16 protein-coding genes are annotated in these 15,774 nt (G+C 61.9%); 12 read left to right on the top strand and 4 right to left on the bottom strand.

From position 1 onward, the window contains the following. Positions 1-28 precede the first annotated feature (28 nt). From HB675_RS20020 to HB675_RS19995, 6 genes are all read left to right on the top strand, one after another. Positions 29-889: a sugar phosphate isomerase/epimerase gene (locus HB675_RS20020; RefSeq protein ID WP_213880726.1), complete on the top strand. Its 861-nt coding sequence runs from the start codon at positions 29-31 to the stop codon at positions 887-889. A gap of 22 nt (positions 890-911) precedes the next feature. Next, a complete protein-coding gene (locus HB675_RS20015) occupies positions 912-1,937 on the top strand; it encodes a Gfo/Idh/MocA family oxidoreductase (RefSeq protein WP_213880724.1) in 1,026 nt (341 codons plus the stop codon). Positions 1,938-2,152: 215 nt separating this feature from the next. Continuing rightward, a complete protein-coding gene (locus HB675_RS20010; RefSeq protein ID WP_256737622.1) occupies positions 2,153-3,040 on the top strand; it encodes a sugar ABC transporter substrate-binding protein in 888 nt (295 codons plus the stop codon). Positions 3,041-3,151: 111 nt separating this feature from the next. After that, positions 3,152-4,708, top strand: coding sequence for a sugar ABC transporter ATP-binding protein (locus HB675_RS20005; RefSeq protein ID WP_213880720.1), 1,557 nt, complete (start codon positions 3,152-3,154; stop codon positions 4,706-4,708). Position 4,709: 1 nt separating this feature from the next. Then, positions 4,710-5,732, top strand: a complete 1,023-nt coding sequence (locus tag HB675_RS20000; RefSeq protein WP_213880718.1) for an ABC transporter permease — start codon at positions 4,710-4,712, stop codon at positions 5,730-5,732. A 209-nt stretch (positions 5,733-5,941) separates the two neighbouring features. Beyond that, complete coding sequence (locus tag HB675_RS19995; RefSeq protein ID WP_213880716.1) at positions 5,942-6,346, top strand: TraR/DksA C4-type zinc finger protein; 405 nt, start codon at positions 5,942-5,944, stop codon at positions 6,344-6,346. 70 nt (positions 6,347-6,416) lie between these two features. On the opposite strand, the gene HB675_RS19990 is transcribed toward HB675_RS19995, so the two are convergent. After that, on the bottom strand, positions 6,417-6,677 hold the full coding sequence (locus HB675_RS19990) for a DUF2789 family protein (protein ID WP_213880714.1): 261 nt from the start codon (positions 6,675-6,677) through the stop codon (positions 6,417-6,419). 97 nt (positions 6,678-6,774) lie between these two features. Beyond that, complete coding sequence (locus HB675_RS19985) at positions 6,775-7,155, bottom strand: hypothetical protein (protein WP_213880713.1); 381 nt, start codon at positions 7,153-7,155, stop codon at positions 6,775-6,777. A 433-nt stretch (positions 7,156-7,588) separates the two neighbouring features. Between HB675_RS19985 and HB675_RS19980 the strand changes: the two genes are divergently transcribed. The 3 genes from HB675_RS19980 to HB675_RS19970 all read left to right on the top strand — a co-directional run bounded on the left by HB675_RS19980 (position 7,589) and on the right by HB675_RS19970 (position 10,067). Next, entirely contained in the window at positions 7,589-8,056 is a 468-nt protein-coding gene (locus HB675_RS19980) for a hypothetical protein (RefSeq protein ID WP_213880711.1), read from the top strand. Positions 8,057-8,151: 95 nt separating this feature from the next. Next, on the top strand, positions 8,152-8,367 hold the full coding sequence (locus tag HB675_RS19975) for a hypothetical protein (RefSeq protein WP_213880709.1): 216 nt from the start codon (positions 8,152-8,154) through the stop codon (positions 8,365-8,367). 17 nt (positions 8,368-8,384) lie between these two features. Beyond that, positions 8,385-10,067 carry an NAD-dependent malic enzyme gene (locus HB675_RS19970; RefSeq protein ID WP_213880708.1) on the top strand — a complete coding sequence of 561 codons (1,683 nt, stop codon included), beginning with the start codon at positions 8,385-8,387 and terminating at the stop codon, positions 10,065-10,067. Between the two features lie 89 nt (positions 10,068-10,156). On the opposite strand, the gene HB675_RS19965 is transcribed toward HB675_RS19970, so the two are convergent. After that, positions 10,157-11,563 (bottom strand): sodium:solute symporter family protein, encoded by a 1,407-nt coding sequence (locus tag HB675_RS19965; RefSeq protein WP_213880706.1) that lies wholly within the window; start codon positions 11,561-11,563, stop codon positions 10,157-10,159. A 269-nt stretch (positions 11,564-11,832) separates the two neighbouring features. On the opposite strand from HB675_RS19965, the gene HB675_RS19960 reads away from it, so the two are divergent. Together HB675_RS19960 and HB675_RS19955 are read left to right on the top strand one after the other, a co-directional pair. After that, positions 11,833-12,333 carry a heme-degrading domain-containing protein gene (locus tag HB675_RS19960; RefSeq protein ID WP_213880704.1) on the top strand — a complete coding sequence of 167 codons (501 nt, stop codon included), beginning with the start codon at positions 11,833-11,835 and terminating at the stop codon, positions 12,331-12,333. A 55-nt stretch (positions 12,334-12,388) separates the two neighbouring features. Next, positions 12,389-13,021: a LysE family translocator gene (locus HB675_RS19955; RefSeq protein ID WP_213880701.1), complete on the top strand. Its 633-nt coding sequence runs from the start codon at positions 12,389-12,391 to the stop codon at positions 13,019-13,021. 25 nt (positions 13,022-13,046) lie between these two features. Here HB675_RS19955 and HB675_RS19950 read toward each other — a convergent pair whose 3' ends face one another. Next, the gene (locus tag HB675_RS19950) at positions 13,047-14,084 is read right to left on the bottom strand and encodes an ABC transporter substrate-binding protein (RefSeq protein WP_213880699.1); all 1,038 of its coding nucleotides are present in this window, start codon (positions 14,082-14,084) and stop codon (positions 13,047-13,049) included. Between the two features lie 226 nt (positions 14,085-14,310). On the opposite strand from HB675_RS19950, the gene HB675_RS19945 reads away from it, so the two are divergent. Beyond that, on the top strand, positions 14,311-15,633 hold the full coding sequence (locus HB675_RS19945) for an LLM class flavin-dependent oxidoreductase (RefSeq protein ID WP_213880697.1): 1,323 nt from the start codon (positions 14,311-14,313) through the stop codon (positions 15,631-15,633). Positions 15,634-15,774 lie beyond the last annotated feature (141 nt).

Here is a 15,774-nt window from a genome sequence, read left to right as displayed (position 1 = left end):
ACCCGACAAGAACAAAAGGAGAAGCGCCATGCGCATTGCCCTGGATCCCTACATGTACCGTCATCTGCCCCTGGGCAAGATGTGCGACAAGGTCGCCGAGCTGGGTTATGAACACATCGAACTGTCCCCCCGGGAAGACTTTCTGCCGTTCTACAAGGCGCCGCGGGTGGACCGGGCGCGGGTCAAGGAATTTCGCCAGGCCCTGAGCGACGCCGGTGTGAAGCTGTCGTCGCTGCTGCCCATGTACCATTGGGCGTCGGCCGACGAAGGCCTGCGGGTCGCGGCCGTGCGCAACTGGAAGCGTGCCATTCAGATCGCTGTGGAGATGGACTGCGAACGGGTCAACACCGAGTTCACCGGCCAGTCGGACAACCCGCTGGTGTGCGAGAACCAGTTCATGCGTTCCATGGACGAGCTGATCCCGGAATTCGAGCGCGAGGGCATCAAGCTCGACATCCAGGCTCACCCCTATGACTTCTGCGAACGCAACAACGAATCGGTAGACATCCTGCGCGGGCTGGACCGTGACTGGATCAACTACTTGTACGCCGCCCCGCACACCTTCTTCTATGACGACGGCAAGGGCGACATCGCCTCCATGCTGCGCTACGCCGGTGACAAGCTCAGCCATTTGATCATCGCCGACACCTACAACCACAAGGCATCCTCGGGCCTGCGCTACATCGTCAATCCGCCCGGGGTCACTGCAACGGTGCATCAACACCTGGATATCGGCCAGGGCGAGGTGGACTGGGAAGCGTTTTTCAGCACCGTGCGCGAGCTCAAATTCGATGGCATCGCCACCGTTTCGGTGTTCGCCTGGGAGGACCGTCCGGACGAATCCAACCGCATGATGCTCGAGCGGGTCACCCGCGAGCTGACCCGCTGAATCCACTGCAAGGAGCGTCAACATGCGTATCGGACTTTTGGGGTATGGCTTCGGCGGTCGCTATTTTCACGCGCCGTTGCTGGCCAGTCTGGCCGGTTCCACCTTTGTCGGCGTGGTCACCCGGTCGCCCCAGCGGCGCCAGGAGCTGGCCATCGAACACCCCGGAGTCAAGGCTTTCGACAGCCTGGGCCAACTGGCCGAGGCCGGGGTCGACGTGGTGGTCATTTCCACGGCGCTGGAGGGCCGCCAGGCCTTGATTCTGCAAGCCATCGAACTGGGTCTGGGGGTGGTCAGCGACAAGCCGTTCGCCGCCGATGCCGCCCAGGGTCAGGCGCTGGTGGACGCGGCGAAAAAGGCCGGGGTGCTGCTCAGTGTGTACCAGAACCGCCGCTGGGATTCGGATTTCCTGACCTTGCGCAAACTGCTCGAAGGCGATGCCCTGGGGACTGTGCGGCGTTTCGAATCGTCCATCGAGCGCTACTTGCCGGACAACCTCGGCAACCCCACCGGCGGTGGCTGGCTGCGCGATCTCGGTGCCCATCTGGTGGATCAGGCTTTGCAACTGTTCGGCCCTGCCAGTCGGGTCTACGCTGAGCTGGACCTGTTGCCCGGCAGCGCATTGGATCGCGGCTTCTTCGTGTCATTGACCCATGCGAGCGGAGTGGTTTCCCATCTGCGGGCCAGCGCCACCCAGAGTGCGCCGCAACCGCGCTTTCGGGTCACCGGCGACAGCGCCTGCTACACCGTCGACGGTTTCGACGGCCAGGAGGCCAGGGTGCTGGCGGGGTTCTCGCCGGCCACCGACGGGCAAGACTGGGGCGCCGAGGAGCATCGTAACTGGGGCTGGCGGGTGCAGGGCGACGAGCGTGAGCGCGTGCCTTCGGAACATGGCAACTGGCCGTTTTTCTATGAACAGGTGGCGCGGGCAGTGGCCGGCAAGGGCGCAGTGCCCGTGGACCCCGCCGATGCCGTGCGGGCGTTGCGGGTGCTGGACGCGGCGCGGGTCAGTGCGCAAAAAGGCCAGGTCATTGCATTGCCAGGTGAATAAAAGCTCAGAAAGAAATAAATTCCAAAACGAATTGATTTAGAAACTATATTCCAATAGAGTCAATTCAGGTTCCCGAGACACGCGTCCCTACAACAATAATCAAGGTACCGTCGATGAAAACCGCAATCTCCACGCTCTCCCTGCGTCCAAACGTTTGCTCCTCGCGTCTTCCCTTCGTTCGCCGCCTGCTCTGCGGGGCCGCGCTGTCCTTGCTGATGGCCAGTGGTGCAGCCATGGCCGACATGAAAATCGGCGTGGCCATGTCGCAATTCGATGACACCTGGCTGACCTACCTGCGCGAGTCCATGGCCGCCGACGCCAAGTCCGTACCGGGGGGCGCCAGCCTGCAGTTCCAAGACGCCCGCGCCGACGTGGTCAAGCAGCTGAGCCAGGTCGAAGACTTCATCAACCAGAAGGTCGACGCCATCATCGTGGTCCCGGTGGACACTGCCGCCACCAGCAAGATGATCGACGAAGCCACCCAGGCGAAGATCCCGCTGATCTTTGTCAACCGCCGTCCCGACCAGGCCAAGCTGCCGGCCGGCGTGGTGACGGTGACGTCCGACGACCTGGAAGCCGGCCACCTGCAGATGCAGTATCTGGCCGACAAGATGGGCGGCAAGGGCAATGTGGTGATCCTGCTGGGTGACCTGGCCAACAACTCCACCCAGAACCGCACCAAGGGCGTCAAAGAGATCATCGCCAAGTACCCCGGCATCAAGATCCAGGAAGAACAGACCGGCATCTGGCTGCGGGACAAGGGCATGGACCTGGTCAACAACTGGATCACCCAAGGCAAGCCGTTCGACGCGGTGGTGTCCAACAACGACGAGATGGCCATCGGCGCAGCCATGGCGCTCAAGGCCGCAGGTTTCGAGAAAGGCAAGGTGCTGATCGGCGGTGTCGACGGCACCCCCGATGGCCAGAATGCGATCACCCAGGGCGACCTCACCGTCTCCGTGTTCCAGGATGCCAAGGGCCAGGCCAAGGGCGCCATGGAAGCGGCGGTGAAAATGGTCAACAAACAGCCCGTGGAGCAGTCGGTGCTGATTCCTTACCGGCTCATCACGCCGCAGAACGTGGCCCAGTTCGCTCAGCAGTAAGGGGGTGGGCACACCTGCGGTATGTGCACACCCGGACTTATAAAAACAACCCAAGTAGTCGCCTTATCTCGTAGAGGCCGCCCGATACGCGGCCTGACAGGAGTGCCAACCATGACTGCCGTCGCCAAGCTCGCGCCCGCGCAACCTGAAAAAGACCACGTGCCTTCGCCGTTCCTGCTGGAAATCAGCAACATCACCAAGCGCTTTCCCGGCGTCCTGGCCCTCGACAACGTGCAGTTGCGGGTTCGTCCGGGCAGCGTGCTGGCGTTGATGGGGGAGAATGGTGCAGGCAAGTCCACCTTGATGAAGATCATTGCCGGTATCCATCAACCCGACAGCGGCACCCTCTCTCTGCATGGCCGCCCAGTGGTGCTGACCACACCGCTGGCCGCACAGCACGCCGGCATCGCGATGATCCACCAGGAACTCAACCTGATGCCGTACATGAGCATCGCCGAGAACATCTGGATCGGCCGCGAGCAGCTCAACGCGTTTCACATGGTCGACCACAGTGCCATGTACAAGGCTACCGAGGCCTTGCTCAAGCGCCTGCGCATTCGCCTCGATCCGGGCCAGCCGGTGGGCGAGCTGAGCATTGCCGAGCGGCAGATGGTCGAGATTGCCAAGGCGGTGTCCTACGATTCGGACATTCTGATCATGGACGAGCCGACCTCGGCCATTACCGAAACCGAAGTGGCGCACCTGTTCTCGATCATTGCCGACCTGCGCGCCCAAGGTAAGGCGATCATCTACATCACCCACAAGATGGACGAAGTGTTCGAGATCGCCGATGAAGTGGCGGTGTTTCGCGATGGCACTTTCGTCGACCTGCTGCCGGCCGCTCAGCTCAACGGCGAAAAACTGATTTCCATGATGGTTGGCCGCGAGCTCAGCCAGCTGTTTCCGCCGCGTACCCAGGCGGTGGGCGAGCATCTGCTGAGTGTGCGTGACCTGCGCCTGGACGGGGTCTTCGAGGGCGTGTCTTTCGACCTGCATCGGGGTGAAGTGCTGGGCATCGCCGGGTTGATGGGCTCGGGGCGCACCAACATCGCCGAAACCCTGTTCGGCATCACTCCGGCCAGCGGCGGCGAAGTGCGGCTTGACGGTGTGGTCATCACCCCGGCCGACCCGCGCCAGGCCATTGCCCACGGCTTTGCCCTGCTGACCGAGGACCGCAAGCTCAGCGGCCTGTTTCCGTGCCTGTCGGTGATGGAAAACATGGAAATGGCGGTGCTGGCCGAGCACTGCAACAGCGGCTTCGTGCAGCAGAAAGGCCTGCGACTGATGTGCGAGGACATGTGCGCCAAGCTGCGGGTCAAGACGCCGTCGCTGGAGCAGTGCATCGACAACCTGTCTGGCGGCAACCAGCAGAAGGCCTTGCTGGCGCGCTGGCTGATGACCCACCCGAAAATTCTGATTCTCGACGAGCCCACTCGCGGTGTCGACGTGGGCGCCAAGGCCGAGATCTATCGGCTGATTCGCCAGCTGGCCGGGGAGGGTATGGCCGTGATCATGATTTCCTCGGAGTTGCCCGAGGTGCTGGGCATGAGCGACCGCGTGCTGGTGATGCACGAAGGCCAATTGATGGGCGAACTGGACCGCGAGGCGGCCACCCAGGAACGGGTGATGCAACTGGCGTCCGGCATGGCCTTGCAGGAGGAGATCTGAAATGACCGTACTCACTGAGAACAAACCCGCTGTCACCCCGGTGCGCCTGAAGCGCCGCATGCCCACCGAATTGAGCATCCTCATGGTGCTGGTGGGGATTGCCCTGGTGTTCGAGCTGTTCGGCTGGATCGTGCGTGACCAGAGCTTCCTGATGAACAGCCAGCGGTTGGTTTTGATGATCTTGCAGGTGTCGATCATCGGCCTGATCGCCATTGGCGTGACCCAGGTCATCATCACCACCGGTATCGACCTGTCGTCCGGTTCGGTGCTGGCGCTGTCGGCCATGGTCGCGGCGAGCCTGGCACAAAGCTCGGATTTTGCCCGTGCGGTGTTCCCGCACCTGACCGACATGCCGGCCTGGATACCGCTGGTGGCGGGGCTGGGGGTGGGTTTGCTGGCGGGGGCCATAAACGGCAGCATCATCGCACTGACCGGCATCCCGCCGTTCATTGCAACGCTGGGCATGATGGTCTCGGCCCGCGGCCTGGCGCGCTACTACACGTCGGGTCAACCCATCAGCATGCTGACCCCGCAGTACACGGCCATTGGCCAGGGCGCGATGCCGGTGATCATCTTCCTGGTGGTGGCGGTGATCTTCCACATCGCCCTGCGTTACACCAAGTACGGCAAGTACACCTACGCCATCGGCGGCAACATGCAGGCGGCGCGCACCAGCGGGATCAACGTCAAGCGCCACCTGGTGGTGGTGTACAGCATCGCCGGGCTGCTGGCGGGTCTGGCCGGTGTGGTGGCGTCGGCACGGGCGGCCACGGGGCAGGCGGGCATGGGCGTGTCCTATGAACTGGATGCCATCGCCGCCACGGTGATTGGCGGCACGAGCCTGGTGGGCGGCGTGGGGCGCATCAGTGGTACGGTGATCGGCGCGCTGATTTTGGGGGTCATGGCCAGCGGCTTTACCTTCGTCGGTGTCGATGCCTACTTGCAGGACATCATAAAAGGGCTGATCATTGTGGCCGCGGTGGTGATCGACCAGTGGCGCAACAAACGCCTGATCAAGCGCTGAAGTTCAGCTTTTTCCGCAGTGACACCCGCCCGCCTGGCGCCGAGATGCGCCAGGCGGGCTTTTTTCAGTTGCCCAGTGGCCACGCCGGTCGTAGACTGCCGCCCCTCTAAATGAGTGCCCGAATGGCGCTTTGAGAATTTGGTGTCGCGCGGAGACCTCGCGTGGCACACCCGTTTGGCTTAAATGCACGCATTTTTATAGAGAAATCAATGACAAAGGAAAAGTTGCTGGCCATGCCGGCCGATGACTACATGAACGCCGAGCAACTGGCCTTCTTTGCAGACCTGATCAAGTCCATCAGAGCCGAGACCCATGAGCGCATCGAGCAGAGCCGTGTAGCCATCGAGAGCCTGGACACACCAGCCGATCCTGCCGACGCCGCTTCCGTTGAAGAAGAGCGCCACTGGCTGGTCAACGTGATCGACCGTGACCAGCGCCTGTTGCCACAACTGGAAATGGCCTTGGGCCGTATCGGGGATGACAGCTTCGGCTGGTGCGACGACAGCGGTGAGCCGATCGGCCTCAAGCGTCTACTGATCAGCCCGACCACCAAGTACTGCATCGAAGCGCAGGAACGGCACGAGCAGATCGACAAGCATCAGCGCCAGGCGTGATGTAGCGGCCGCTGACAGCCTCTGCAGGGCCGAGCCGGCTCGGTCCTGCAGAGCGTCAGGGGCACGGCGATCAGGCCTGATTGCCCACTTGCGGCGCTTCATGCAGCCGGGCGTTCAATTCGTCGACGATCAACGCCCAGGGGCCGTCGTCGCGAATGCTGTCGTTGAGCAGCTTTTTCTGGGTCTCACTCCAGAACTTCGCCTCCGAAATCTTGATGTCATCCGGCAATTGATGCGCATCAATGAAGTCATCAATCGCATGCCCGCCTGACTCAAGCCCTAATTGATCAAAGAGCAGTTTCAAGTCCGGGGTATCGGTCGAGCTTTCCATGGTGGCTCCTCTGTTCGGCTTTTGGCCAAACTGTACTGTGGGTAATCACTCCACATCTGAAAGGCAACCGCGCCAGGAGTTCGATCCGGACCCGGAATCAGACCGTGGTGACAAACATCTCCACGCTTTGACTCGCGGCAGGCGGATCAGTGACCAGTTTCAGCGCCATGTGCGCGGCCAGCATGCCGGCATGGGCTTCCCGGATGGCACGGTCACGCTCCAGGTCGTTGTGATATTCGGCCGCCTGGGCGGCGATCAGGCGCAGTTGCTCATGGCGGATCTGCCCGTTCATCTGCTGCACTTTGCGGTTGTGTTCGCGCTCCTGGCGGCGGGCAGCAGCGTCGCTGTCGGCCTTGCGTGCCTGGCTGGCCTCCACACGGGCGCGGGCGGCAAGAATCAGGTCGGCGGCCGCGCCGTCGGCGTCGCTCATGCCGTTATAGAGAAACAGGGTGCTGCTGGAGTCATTGATTTCAAGCATGTTGGCCTCCAACGAGGCAAAGTGAAGTATCGGCAATGAAGTTATCGACGTGCCGCCCGGCCTCTTGACCCTGCAAACCGTGGAAAAGACCAGCGGCATCTGGATTGAACCGCGTGGTGAGCGTTAGAATGGCGTGCCGGGCTCTATTTCCGGCTTGAGCCCGTCGAGTTTCTCTGCCAGTCATTTTTAGCGACCATTCACTTCCCCCGTGAAGGTCGAGTGTCTGTGCCCGTTGTCGAGGCATCCGAGCGGGTCACGAGCCCGCTTGTTTGAATGGCCGAAAACCTCTCGCCATTGACGCCTTTTCCTGCGCAGCGCCGTGCTTTGGCCCACAGCGTGGGCAATCGGTATCTGCCAAAGTGTTCAAGCGGCTTGCCTGTGACCGTTCCGGGCGGGCTTTATTACCGATCTTTCCTGTGTTGAGGATTTTTCATTGGCTGTAAGCAATCTGGATATGCACGCCTTGTTCGTCCTGGGCGACTTGCGGGCGAAGTTGGTCAAGTTGTTTCAATCCCGTTTCGTCTATGTCACCGAGCAGACCGCCGAGGGTCTGTTTATGGCCGAAATCGATACTGAAACGGCGTTGGTGGTCGACGACAAACCGGGTCTGGAGTTGAAAGTGGGCGACCACTTTCGCGCCGCCGTACTGGCCAGTCGCGAAGGAGGCAAGTTCGAAATCAAGTTTCGTGACATCAAACTGGCGGTCTACGGCCTGGGCGAATATGCCTTCGTGGCCAGTCCTGAAGGCAATGGCATCGTCTTCAAGGAAGGCCAGACCGTGGTGCTGGTATTCGCCGCCAACGAGCAGTTGCAGGTCGGCCTGGCGAAGATTCTCAAGTCCGCCACCAGCAAGGCTGCCAAGTTTCGCAAGGGCGAGTTGGTGTTCAAGGCCAGCGAGTAAAGCGCATGGCGTTAGCGGCTGCGCTGCGGTCAGGCTGAACTCCCCGGGCTCGCGCGCCCTCTAAACGGGACCTACGCTAAGCTGAGGACAGATCGATGACCGAGTACAAGCAAAGTCAGCCCAACGCGCCGACCACCGACACATCCGGCAAGCCCGTGGATGTGGTGGAGCGCGACATCGAAGAACGACACGCCCCGGATGAAGCGGTCGACGAAGTCATTACGCCGACGTCGACCCGCCGCAAGGAGCAGGATGCCGAAACGCTGGAGCGCGAAGACGCGGCCATCGAGCGCAGCCTTAAAAAACGCTAACAGCCCAAGGTGATTCCATGAGTTCCCACCCGCTGTACATTGCCTATGCCGGACCTGCCTTGCTCGAGACGCCGTTGCTGAACAAAGGCAGCGCCTTCAGCCCTCAGGAACGGGTGGATTTCAATCTGGTGGGCCTGCTGCCGCAGAACGTCGAGACCATCGACGAGCAAGTGGCCCGCGTCTACAACCAGTACACCCAGTGCCCCACCGACCTGGACAAGCACATCTTGCTGCGCTCCATTCAGGACAACAATGAAACGTTGTTTTTCCGCCTGCTGGAAGCGCACCTGGACACCATGCTGCCGATCATCTACACGCCCACCGTCGGCCAGGCCTGTCAGGAGTTCTCCAAGATCTACCGCACCCACCGCGGCTTGTTCGTGGCGTGGCCGGATCGCCACCACATCGATGACATCCTCTTCAGCGCCACCAAGGACAAGGTCAAGATCGTCGTCGTGACCGACAGCGAGCGGATCCTCGGCCTGGGGGACCAGGGCATCGGCGGCATGGGCATTCCCATCGGCAAGCTGTCGCTCTACACCTCCTGCGGCGGGATCAGCCCGGCCTACACGCTGCCCATCGTGCTCGACGTTGGTACCAACAATCAGGAACTGCTCGACGACCCGATGTACATGGGCTGGCGCCACCCGCGGGTGACCGGCAAGGACTACGACGAATTCATCGAGCTGTTCATCCAGGGCGTCAAGCGGCGCTGGCCGGACGTGCTGTTGCAATTCGAAGACTTCGCCCAGACCAACGCCATGCCGTTGCTGGAGCGTTACCGTGATCAACTGTGTTGCTTCAACGACGACATCCAGGGCACCGCTTCGGTGGCAGTGGGCACCCTGCTGGCCGCCTGCAAGGTCAAGGGGCAGAAGCTGGGTGATCAGGTGGTCACCTTTGTGGGCGCCGGTTCCGCCGGGTGCGGCATTGCCGAGCACATCGTCGCGGCCATGCAGATTGAGGGCCTCAGCGAGCAGGACGCCCGCAGCCGGATCTTCATGGTCGACCGGTTCGGCCTGCTGATCGAAGGCATGGGTGGGCTGCATGACTTCCAGGAGCGCCTGGCGCACAAGGAAGCTGACTTGGCGGGCTGGCAGGCGGGTGAAAAAGGCTACGAGTTGCTGGAGGTGGTTCGCCGCGCCCAGCCGACCATTCTCGTCGGGGTGTCGGGCCAGCGCGGGCTGTTCACCGAGGAGGTGGTGCGCGAGATGCACAGTCACTGTGCCCAACCGCTGATCATGCCGCTGTCCAATCCGACCTCGCGGGTCGAAGCCACGCCGGCGGAGATTCTGCAGTGGACCGATGGCCAGGCGCTGGTGGCCACCGGCAGCCCGTTCAAGCCGGTCAAGCTGGGTGATCGCGAGATCCACATTGCCCAGTGCAACAACGCCTACATCTTCCCTGGCATCGGCCTGGGCGTGGTGGCGGCCAAGGCCACGCGGATCACCGAGGAAATGTTGATGGCGGCGTCCAATGCCCTGGCCGAGTGCTCGCCGGTGGTGACTGGGGAGGGCGATGCCGTGCTGCCGCCACTCAAGGACATCCAGCAGGTCAGCCGCAAGATTGCTTTTGCGGTGGCGCGTCAGGCGCAGAAACAGTCCGTGGCGCTGGAGACCACACAAGAGCAGCTGCACGCGGCGATCGAGCGCAATTTCTGGATGCCTCGTTATCGAGCCTACCGCCGGCGCTCGATCTAGCCCTGCTGAGCGCCAGCCCCCTCGCGAACAAGCCAGGCTTGCTCGTGGAGGGGCCGGCAAGCAATCCATCGCTCACCCTGCTGATTCCCTCAATCCGTCGACCGACTCAACACCCGGCGCGGCTCCGGCTTGCGCGGCTTGAGCAGCTGTGCGAGGCCCATGGTCAACAAAGGCACGAACAGGGCGAAATACGAACTGTCGATGCCGTGAGGGTTGCCGGCCACGAACCAGGCGATGGTGGTGACCACCGAGAGGATGATCCCGGCCAAGGCGCCTCGTGGGCTGCCAAAACGGGGCGCGTAGAAGCTCATCAGTACGATAACCGCCAGGGTTGCCCGCAGGGCCTTGCCCAGAAAGGCGATCATCAGGATCTTGTCGGCATACAGCGCCAGCACCAGCGGCAGGAACCCCAGCACCACAATCGCCAGTTTGACGAAGATCACCGACTTGCGATCATCTTTGGCCTTGTTGAAGAAAGGGTCGTAGAAGTCCTTGAGCAGCAGCGTCGAGGAAGCCATGACGTTGGCGGAAATCCCGCCGAACAGTGCGCCGGCCAGGCCGATCACTACCACGCTGGCGGAGTAGGTCGGCATGTGAGCGATCAGCGCCGGGAACGCCTCGATGGACTTGCTGCCTGGGTACAGATACGCGCTGCACATGCCGATCGTGGCCGCCATCAGGCCGAACGGAATCATCAGTGACGAAACGTAATAGCAGGCGCGTTTGGAGGTCTTTTCATCTGGAGTACTCACCAACGCCTGAATGACGTACTGGGTGGCGAAGATCGAGCCGACCCCGCCGATCATCCATGCCATGATCTGGCCCCAGCCCACGCCTGTGAAGTCAAACATGTGCGCCGGCAGACGCGCCTGCAGGTTACCGATACCGCCCGATGCCTCCAGGGCAAAGGCCAGGGCCAACACCACGCCGACGTATTTGATCAAGGCATGAATAAAGTTGGTGTAGACCACCGAGCGCATGCCGCCGAGGCTGACGTAGAACACCGTGACCACCCCCACCAGCAGGATGGCATAGGTCTTGTCGATGCCCAGCACCGCCGCCAGCACTGCGCCGCCGCTGGCGTACAGCGCGATGGAAACGATCCCCAGGGCGCAGATGGTCAGGATGGAGGCGGCAAAACGCACCCCTTGGCCGTAGTTCTGGGCGAGGATCCCGGAGATGGTGTTCAAGCCGGTCTGCCGGTATTTTCGTGCCAGAATCAACGCCAGCAACAGAAAACCCAAGGCCAGCGCCACCAGGTTCCAGGCAGCAGAAATGCCCGATTCGAAGCCTTTCTGCGCGGTGCCGATGCTCACCGAGCTGCCGATGAATTCCGACAACATCAAGGCGGCAATGAGAAAGGGCGGGAAGCTGCGCCCGCCGCTGGTGAAGCCTTCGCTGCTCTTGGCGTGCTTGCGCACACCGTAGCCGATGCACGACATCACCACGAAATAGGCTGCGGTCAGGCAAAGGATGATTATTATTCTTGTGTCCATAGGGTCTCCGTCTCTAGAAGGATGCTTATTGTTGTGAGCCAATCGGTGTGTCGGTATCGCGGATCATCCCCCCTGGATCTCGCTGTTTGATTTGTACGTCATCGTACGACATGGCTTGATCATAAACGGGTAGCGCTATCATTCAAGGGCCAGCAGTCAGGTTTTTTCCCCGCCATGCGTCCGCTCGGGTCAATGCGCCGTTCGGCCGTGCCAGGATGGACTAAGCTGGGCGCGAACCGTGTAACAACGACAAATAACAAGGACCCATCATGAATCACACACGCCAGCAGGACCTGCAACGCATTGCCCATCAGGAAGCGCTGTTGCAATTTCCTGCTTTCGACAAGCGCACTGCCTGGGAATTGGGCGTGCGCCTCAAGGACGCCTGCCAGGCAGCGGGCGTGGCCACCACCATCGAAGTTCGGCTGGGGCGCGCCACAGTGTTTCTGTATGCCATGCCCGGGACGGCGCCGAACAACGCCGACTGGGCACGGCGCAAGCGCAATGTGGTGGAGATGATGGACCGCAGTTCCTACGCTGTGGGCCTACTGGGTGAGGAAGAGGGTGTGTCCATGGAAGTCGCCATGGGCCTGCCGCTCGGGGATTACGCCAGCCATGGCGGCGCGTTCCCGCTGCGGGTCAAAGGCACCGGTTGCGTCGGCGTGGCGACGCTGTCCGGGTTGCCCAGCCGGGAGGACCACAGCCTCGTGGTGCGGGTGCTGGCAGACATGTGCGGGGTGGCGGTCGCGGAGGTGGCGCTGGACCTGTGAAACCCTGACGAGGCGGTTGTACCGACAGCCCCTTTGCACCTTGTCGGGAGGTCACATGGCGCTGCACCACTGGGTCATGTTCTTTCTCACCTACTTGGCAACCACCCTGTCGCCGGGCCCCAATATCCTGCTCAGCGTGCGCAATACCTTACGCTTTGGCCCCGGCGCCATGGTCGCGACCCTGGCCGGCAACCTGACCGCTCAATTGCTGCTGGCCACGGCGGTGACGCTGGGGGTCGGGGCCATCTTGAAGGAAGTGCCGGCAGCGTTCATGGCGGTCAAGGTAGTGGGGGCAGGTGCGTTGATCTATCTGGGCATCCGCCAGCTGTTGACTCGGCCCGCCGTGCCCGTGGTCATGGGTGAGGCCATGGTCTGCCTGGCGGCCTCGCGCTGGCAACTGGCGGCGCAGGCATTTCTGGTGTCGGCCAGCAATCCCAATACCTTGTTGTTCCTCTGTGTGTTCCTGCCGCAGTTCATTGTTCAGGGCCAGCCCTTGCTCAAACCCTTTGCATTGATGGTCGCGACCATGGCCATGACGGTGGTCATGGTGCACGCGGCCTATTGCCTGATGGCGTATCACTTCAGCCGCCGCTTCAAGGCGGCCCATTGGGTGGCAATGCTCAAGCGCTCGTGCGGGCTGATCTTCATCGGCGTGGGCATGCATTTACTCGATGCACGGATTTTGTAGGCCCGTGCGATCCGGGAGCTGCGACTCAACTCCCCTGCAACGGCGTGGCATCCTCGAAGAAATAATCCTGCCACGACGCCGGCTTGTTCTTGATCGCCCCGACCCGGTACATGAATTCGGCCAGCGGGTAAGTGTTCTTCGGGTTGATGGTGAACTCGAAGCGAGGGTTCTCGATGATCTTGATCAGGGCATCACGGTTGATCTTGGCGTGTGTCACGCGCAGGTAGGTGTCGGCCGCGCCCGGTTTATCGTTTTGCACATAAGCGGCCGCTTCGCTCAGCGCTTCGATGAAGGCATGGTAGGTCTTAGGGTTCTCGGTTCGGAATTTCTCGGTAGCGAACAGCACGGTGGGCGAGTTGGGGCCCAGCAGGTCATAGGTGTCGAGCACCACGTGCACATTGGGATTGGTCAGTTCCTGTTCCTGAAACGGCGGGTTGGAGAAGTGGGCGCTGACCTCGGTGCCACCGGCGACGATACTCGCGGCCGCGTCCGGGTGCGGCAGGTTGATCGAATACGCGTCGAGCCGTGCGTAATCCTTGTCCCCCCACAGCTTGGCCGAGGCCAGTTGCAGGTAGCGTGATTGCACCGATACCCCGACCGCCGGCACGGCAATCCGGTCCTTGGCGGTGAAGTCGGCAATGCTCTTCACGTTCGGGTTGTTGCTCACCAGCAGGTACGGGAAGTTGCCCAGGGAGGCCACCGCCTTGACGTTCTGCCGGCCATGGGTACGGTCCCAGACCGTCAGTAACGGACCGACGCCAGCACCCGCAATATCGATCGCTCCGGACAGCAGCGCGTCGTTGACCGCCGAGCCACCGGACAATTGGGTCCAGTCGACCTTGATGTCCAGACCTTCCTGTTGCCCATACTTCTCCACCAGGTGCTGATCACGCACCACGTTGAGCAGCAAGTAGACGATCCCGAACTGTTCGGCAATGCGCAGTTGGCCTTCCGCCTGGGCGGTGCTGGGCATCACCAGGTTGCTGGTTAGCAGGGACAGCCCCAGGCCGAGCGAAAACGCCTGTTTCGTCAGGCGTGGGAAAGGTTTGGAAAGAATGCCCATGGGAGTGCGCCTTGCAGTGGGGGGTGAAGTGCTACCGACGATATAGGTATATAGATCTGATCTTAAATACCTTTAAAGCATAGCCTAAGAACCGATCCAATCAGCGCTGCAGCGCACGCGGTCGCCTTTATGTCGTTGCGGTATAACCGCCAGACAAAGGGTATTAGACAGCTGAAGGTCTGGGCTGGGATGCTCAGGGCTTTTGCACCGGCAAAAGGAAGCTGCAATGACCGTTCGCCAACTCAAACTCGGGGCGTTCATGCGCCCTGTCAGCATTCACACCGGCGCCTGGCGCTACCCCGGGGCGTGGAAAGACGCCAACTTCAACTTCCAGCAACTCAAACGCCTGGCCCAGACATTGGAGCGGGGCAAGTTCGACGCGTTTTTCATGGCCGATCACCTGGCCTTGCTGAACATGCCCCGCGAGGCCCTCAAGCGCAGCCACACCGCCACCTCGTTCGAGCCGTTTACGCTGCTGTCGGCGCTGAGTCAGTGCACCGAGCACCTGGGGCTGGTGGCCACGGCGTCGACCAGCTTCGACGAACCGTTCCACGTGGCCCGGCGCTTTGCTTCCCTGGACCACATCAGCAATGGCCGCGCGGGCTGGAACATCGTGACCACCGCGAACCCGGACGCGGCATTGAATTTCGGCCTGGAGCAACATCTTGACCACGACCAGCGTTACGCGCGTGCCCGCGAGTTCTACGACGTGGTCACCGGGCTCTGGGACAGCTGGGCGGATGACGCCTTTGTGCGCGACGCCGAGAGTGGCACCTTCTTTGACCCTGACCGCCTGCATACCCTCGATCACCGGGGCGAGCATTTCAGGGTCCGAGGGCCGTTGCACATCGCTCGTCCGATACAGGGCTGGCCGGTCATCGTGCAGGCTGGCGCCTCCGAGCCGGGTCGGCAATTGGCGGCGCAAACCGCCGAGGTCATCTTCGCCGCGCCGCGCACCCTGGCCGATGGCCGGGCTTTCTACGCCGACGTCAAGGCGCGCCTGGCACCGCTGGGCCGCGAGCGTGACCACCTGAAAATCCTCCCGGCCGCCTTCGTGGTGGTCGGCGATACGGTGGAGCAGGCCAAGGCTACCCGCGCGCGGCTCGACAGTCTGGTGCACTACGCCAGCGCCATTGGTTCGCTGTCCATTGCCCTGGGCGTTGACGCTTCGAAGTTCGAGCCGGACGGCTACCTGCCGCCCATACCGCAAACCAACGACAGCAAGACCAGTCGCGAGCAGACCCTGGCCCTGGCCGACCGAGAAGGCTTGACCGTGCGCCAGTTGGCCCAGCGCCTGGGGGGCTATTCCGGGCTGGCCTTCGTCGGCACCGCCAAGACCATTGCCGACGAAATGCAGGCCTGGTTGGAGCAGGAAGGCAGCGACGGCTTCAACGTGATGTTCCCGTGGCTGCCGGGCGGGCTGGATGACTTTGTCGATCAGGTGGTGCCCGAGCTGCAGGGTCGCGGGCTGTTTCGCCAAGAGTATGAAGGCACGACATTGCGCGAAAACCTCGGGTTGGCGAGGCCGTCGAATCGTTTTTTTCCTTAGCCGATAAACATTTTTCAGCGCCTGAAAACTGCCCGATCGGCAGCTTGCTTTTACCTTGGCGGGTTGAGCTGGGGGGAGGCGGCGTCAAGCAGAGCCACAGCCAGAGCAACAGCGCCGCCGTGATCCCGGCCGTGATCCGCA

It is taken from the genome of Pseudomonas sp. dw_358 (assembly GCF_018449655.1).
In the GTDB taxonomy this organism is placed as follows: domain Bacteria; phylum Pseudomonadota; class Gammaproteobacteria; order Pseudomonadales; family Pseudomonadaceae; genus Aquipseudomonas.
Note: the sequence above shows the minus strand (reverse complement) of the source record. Positions and strands in the feature narration are given on the sequence as shown.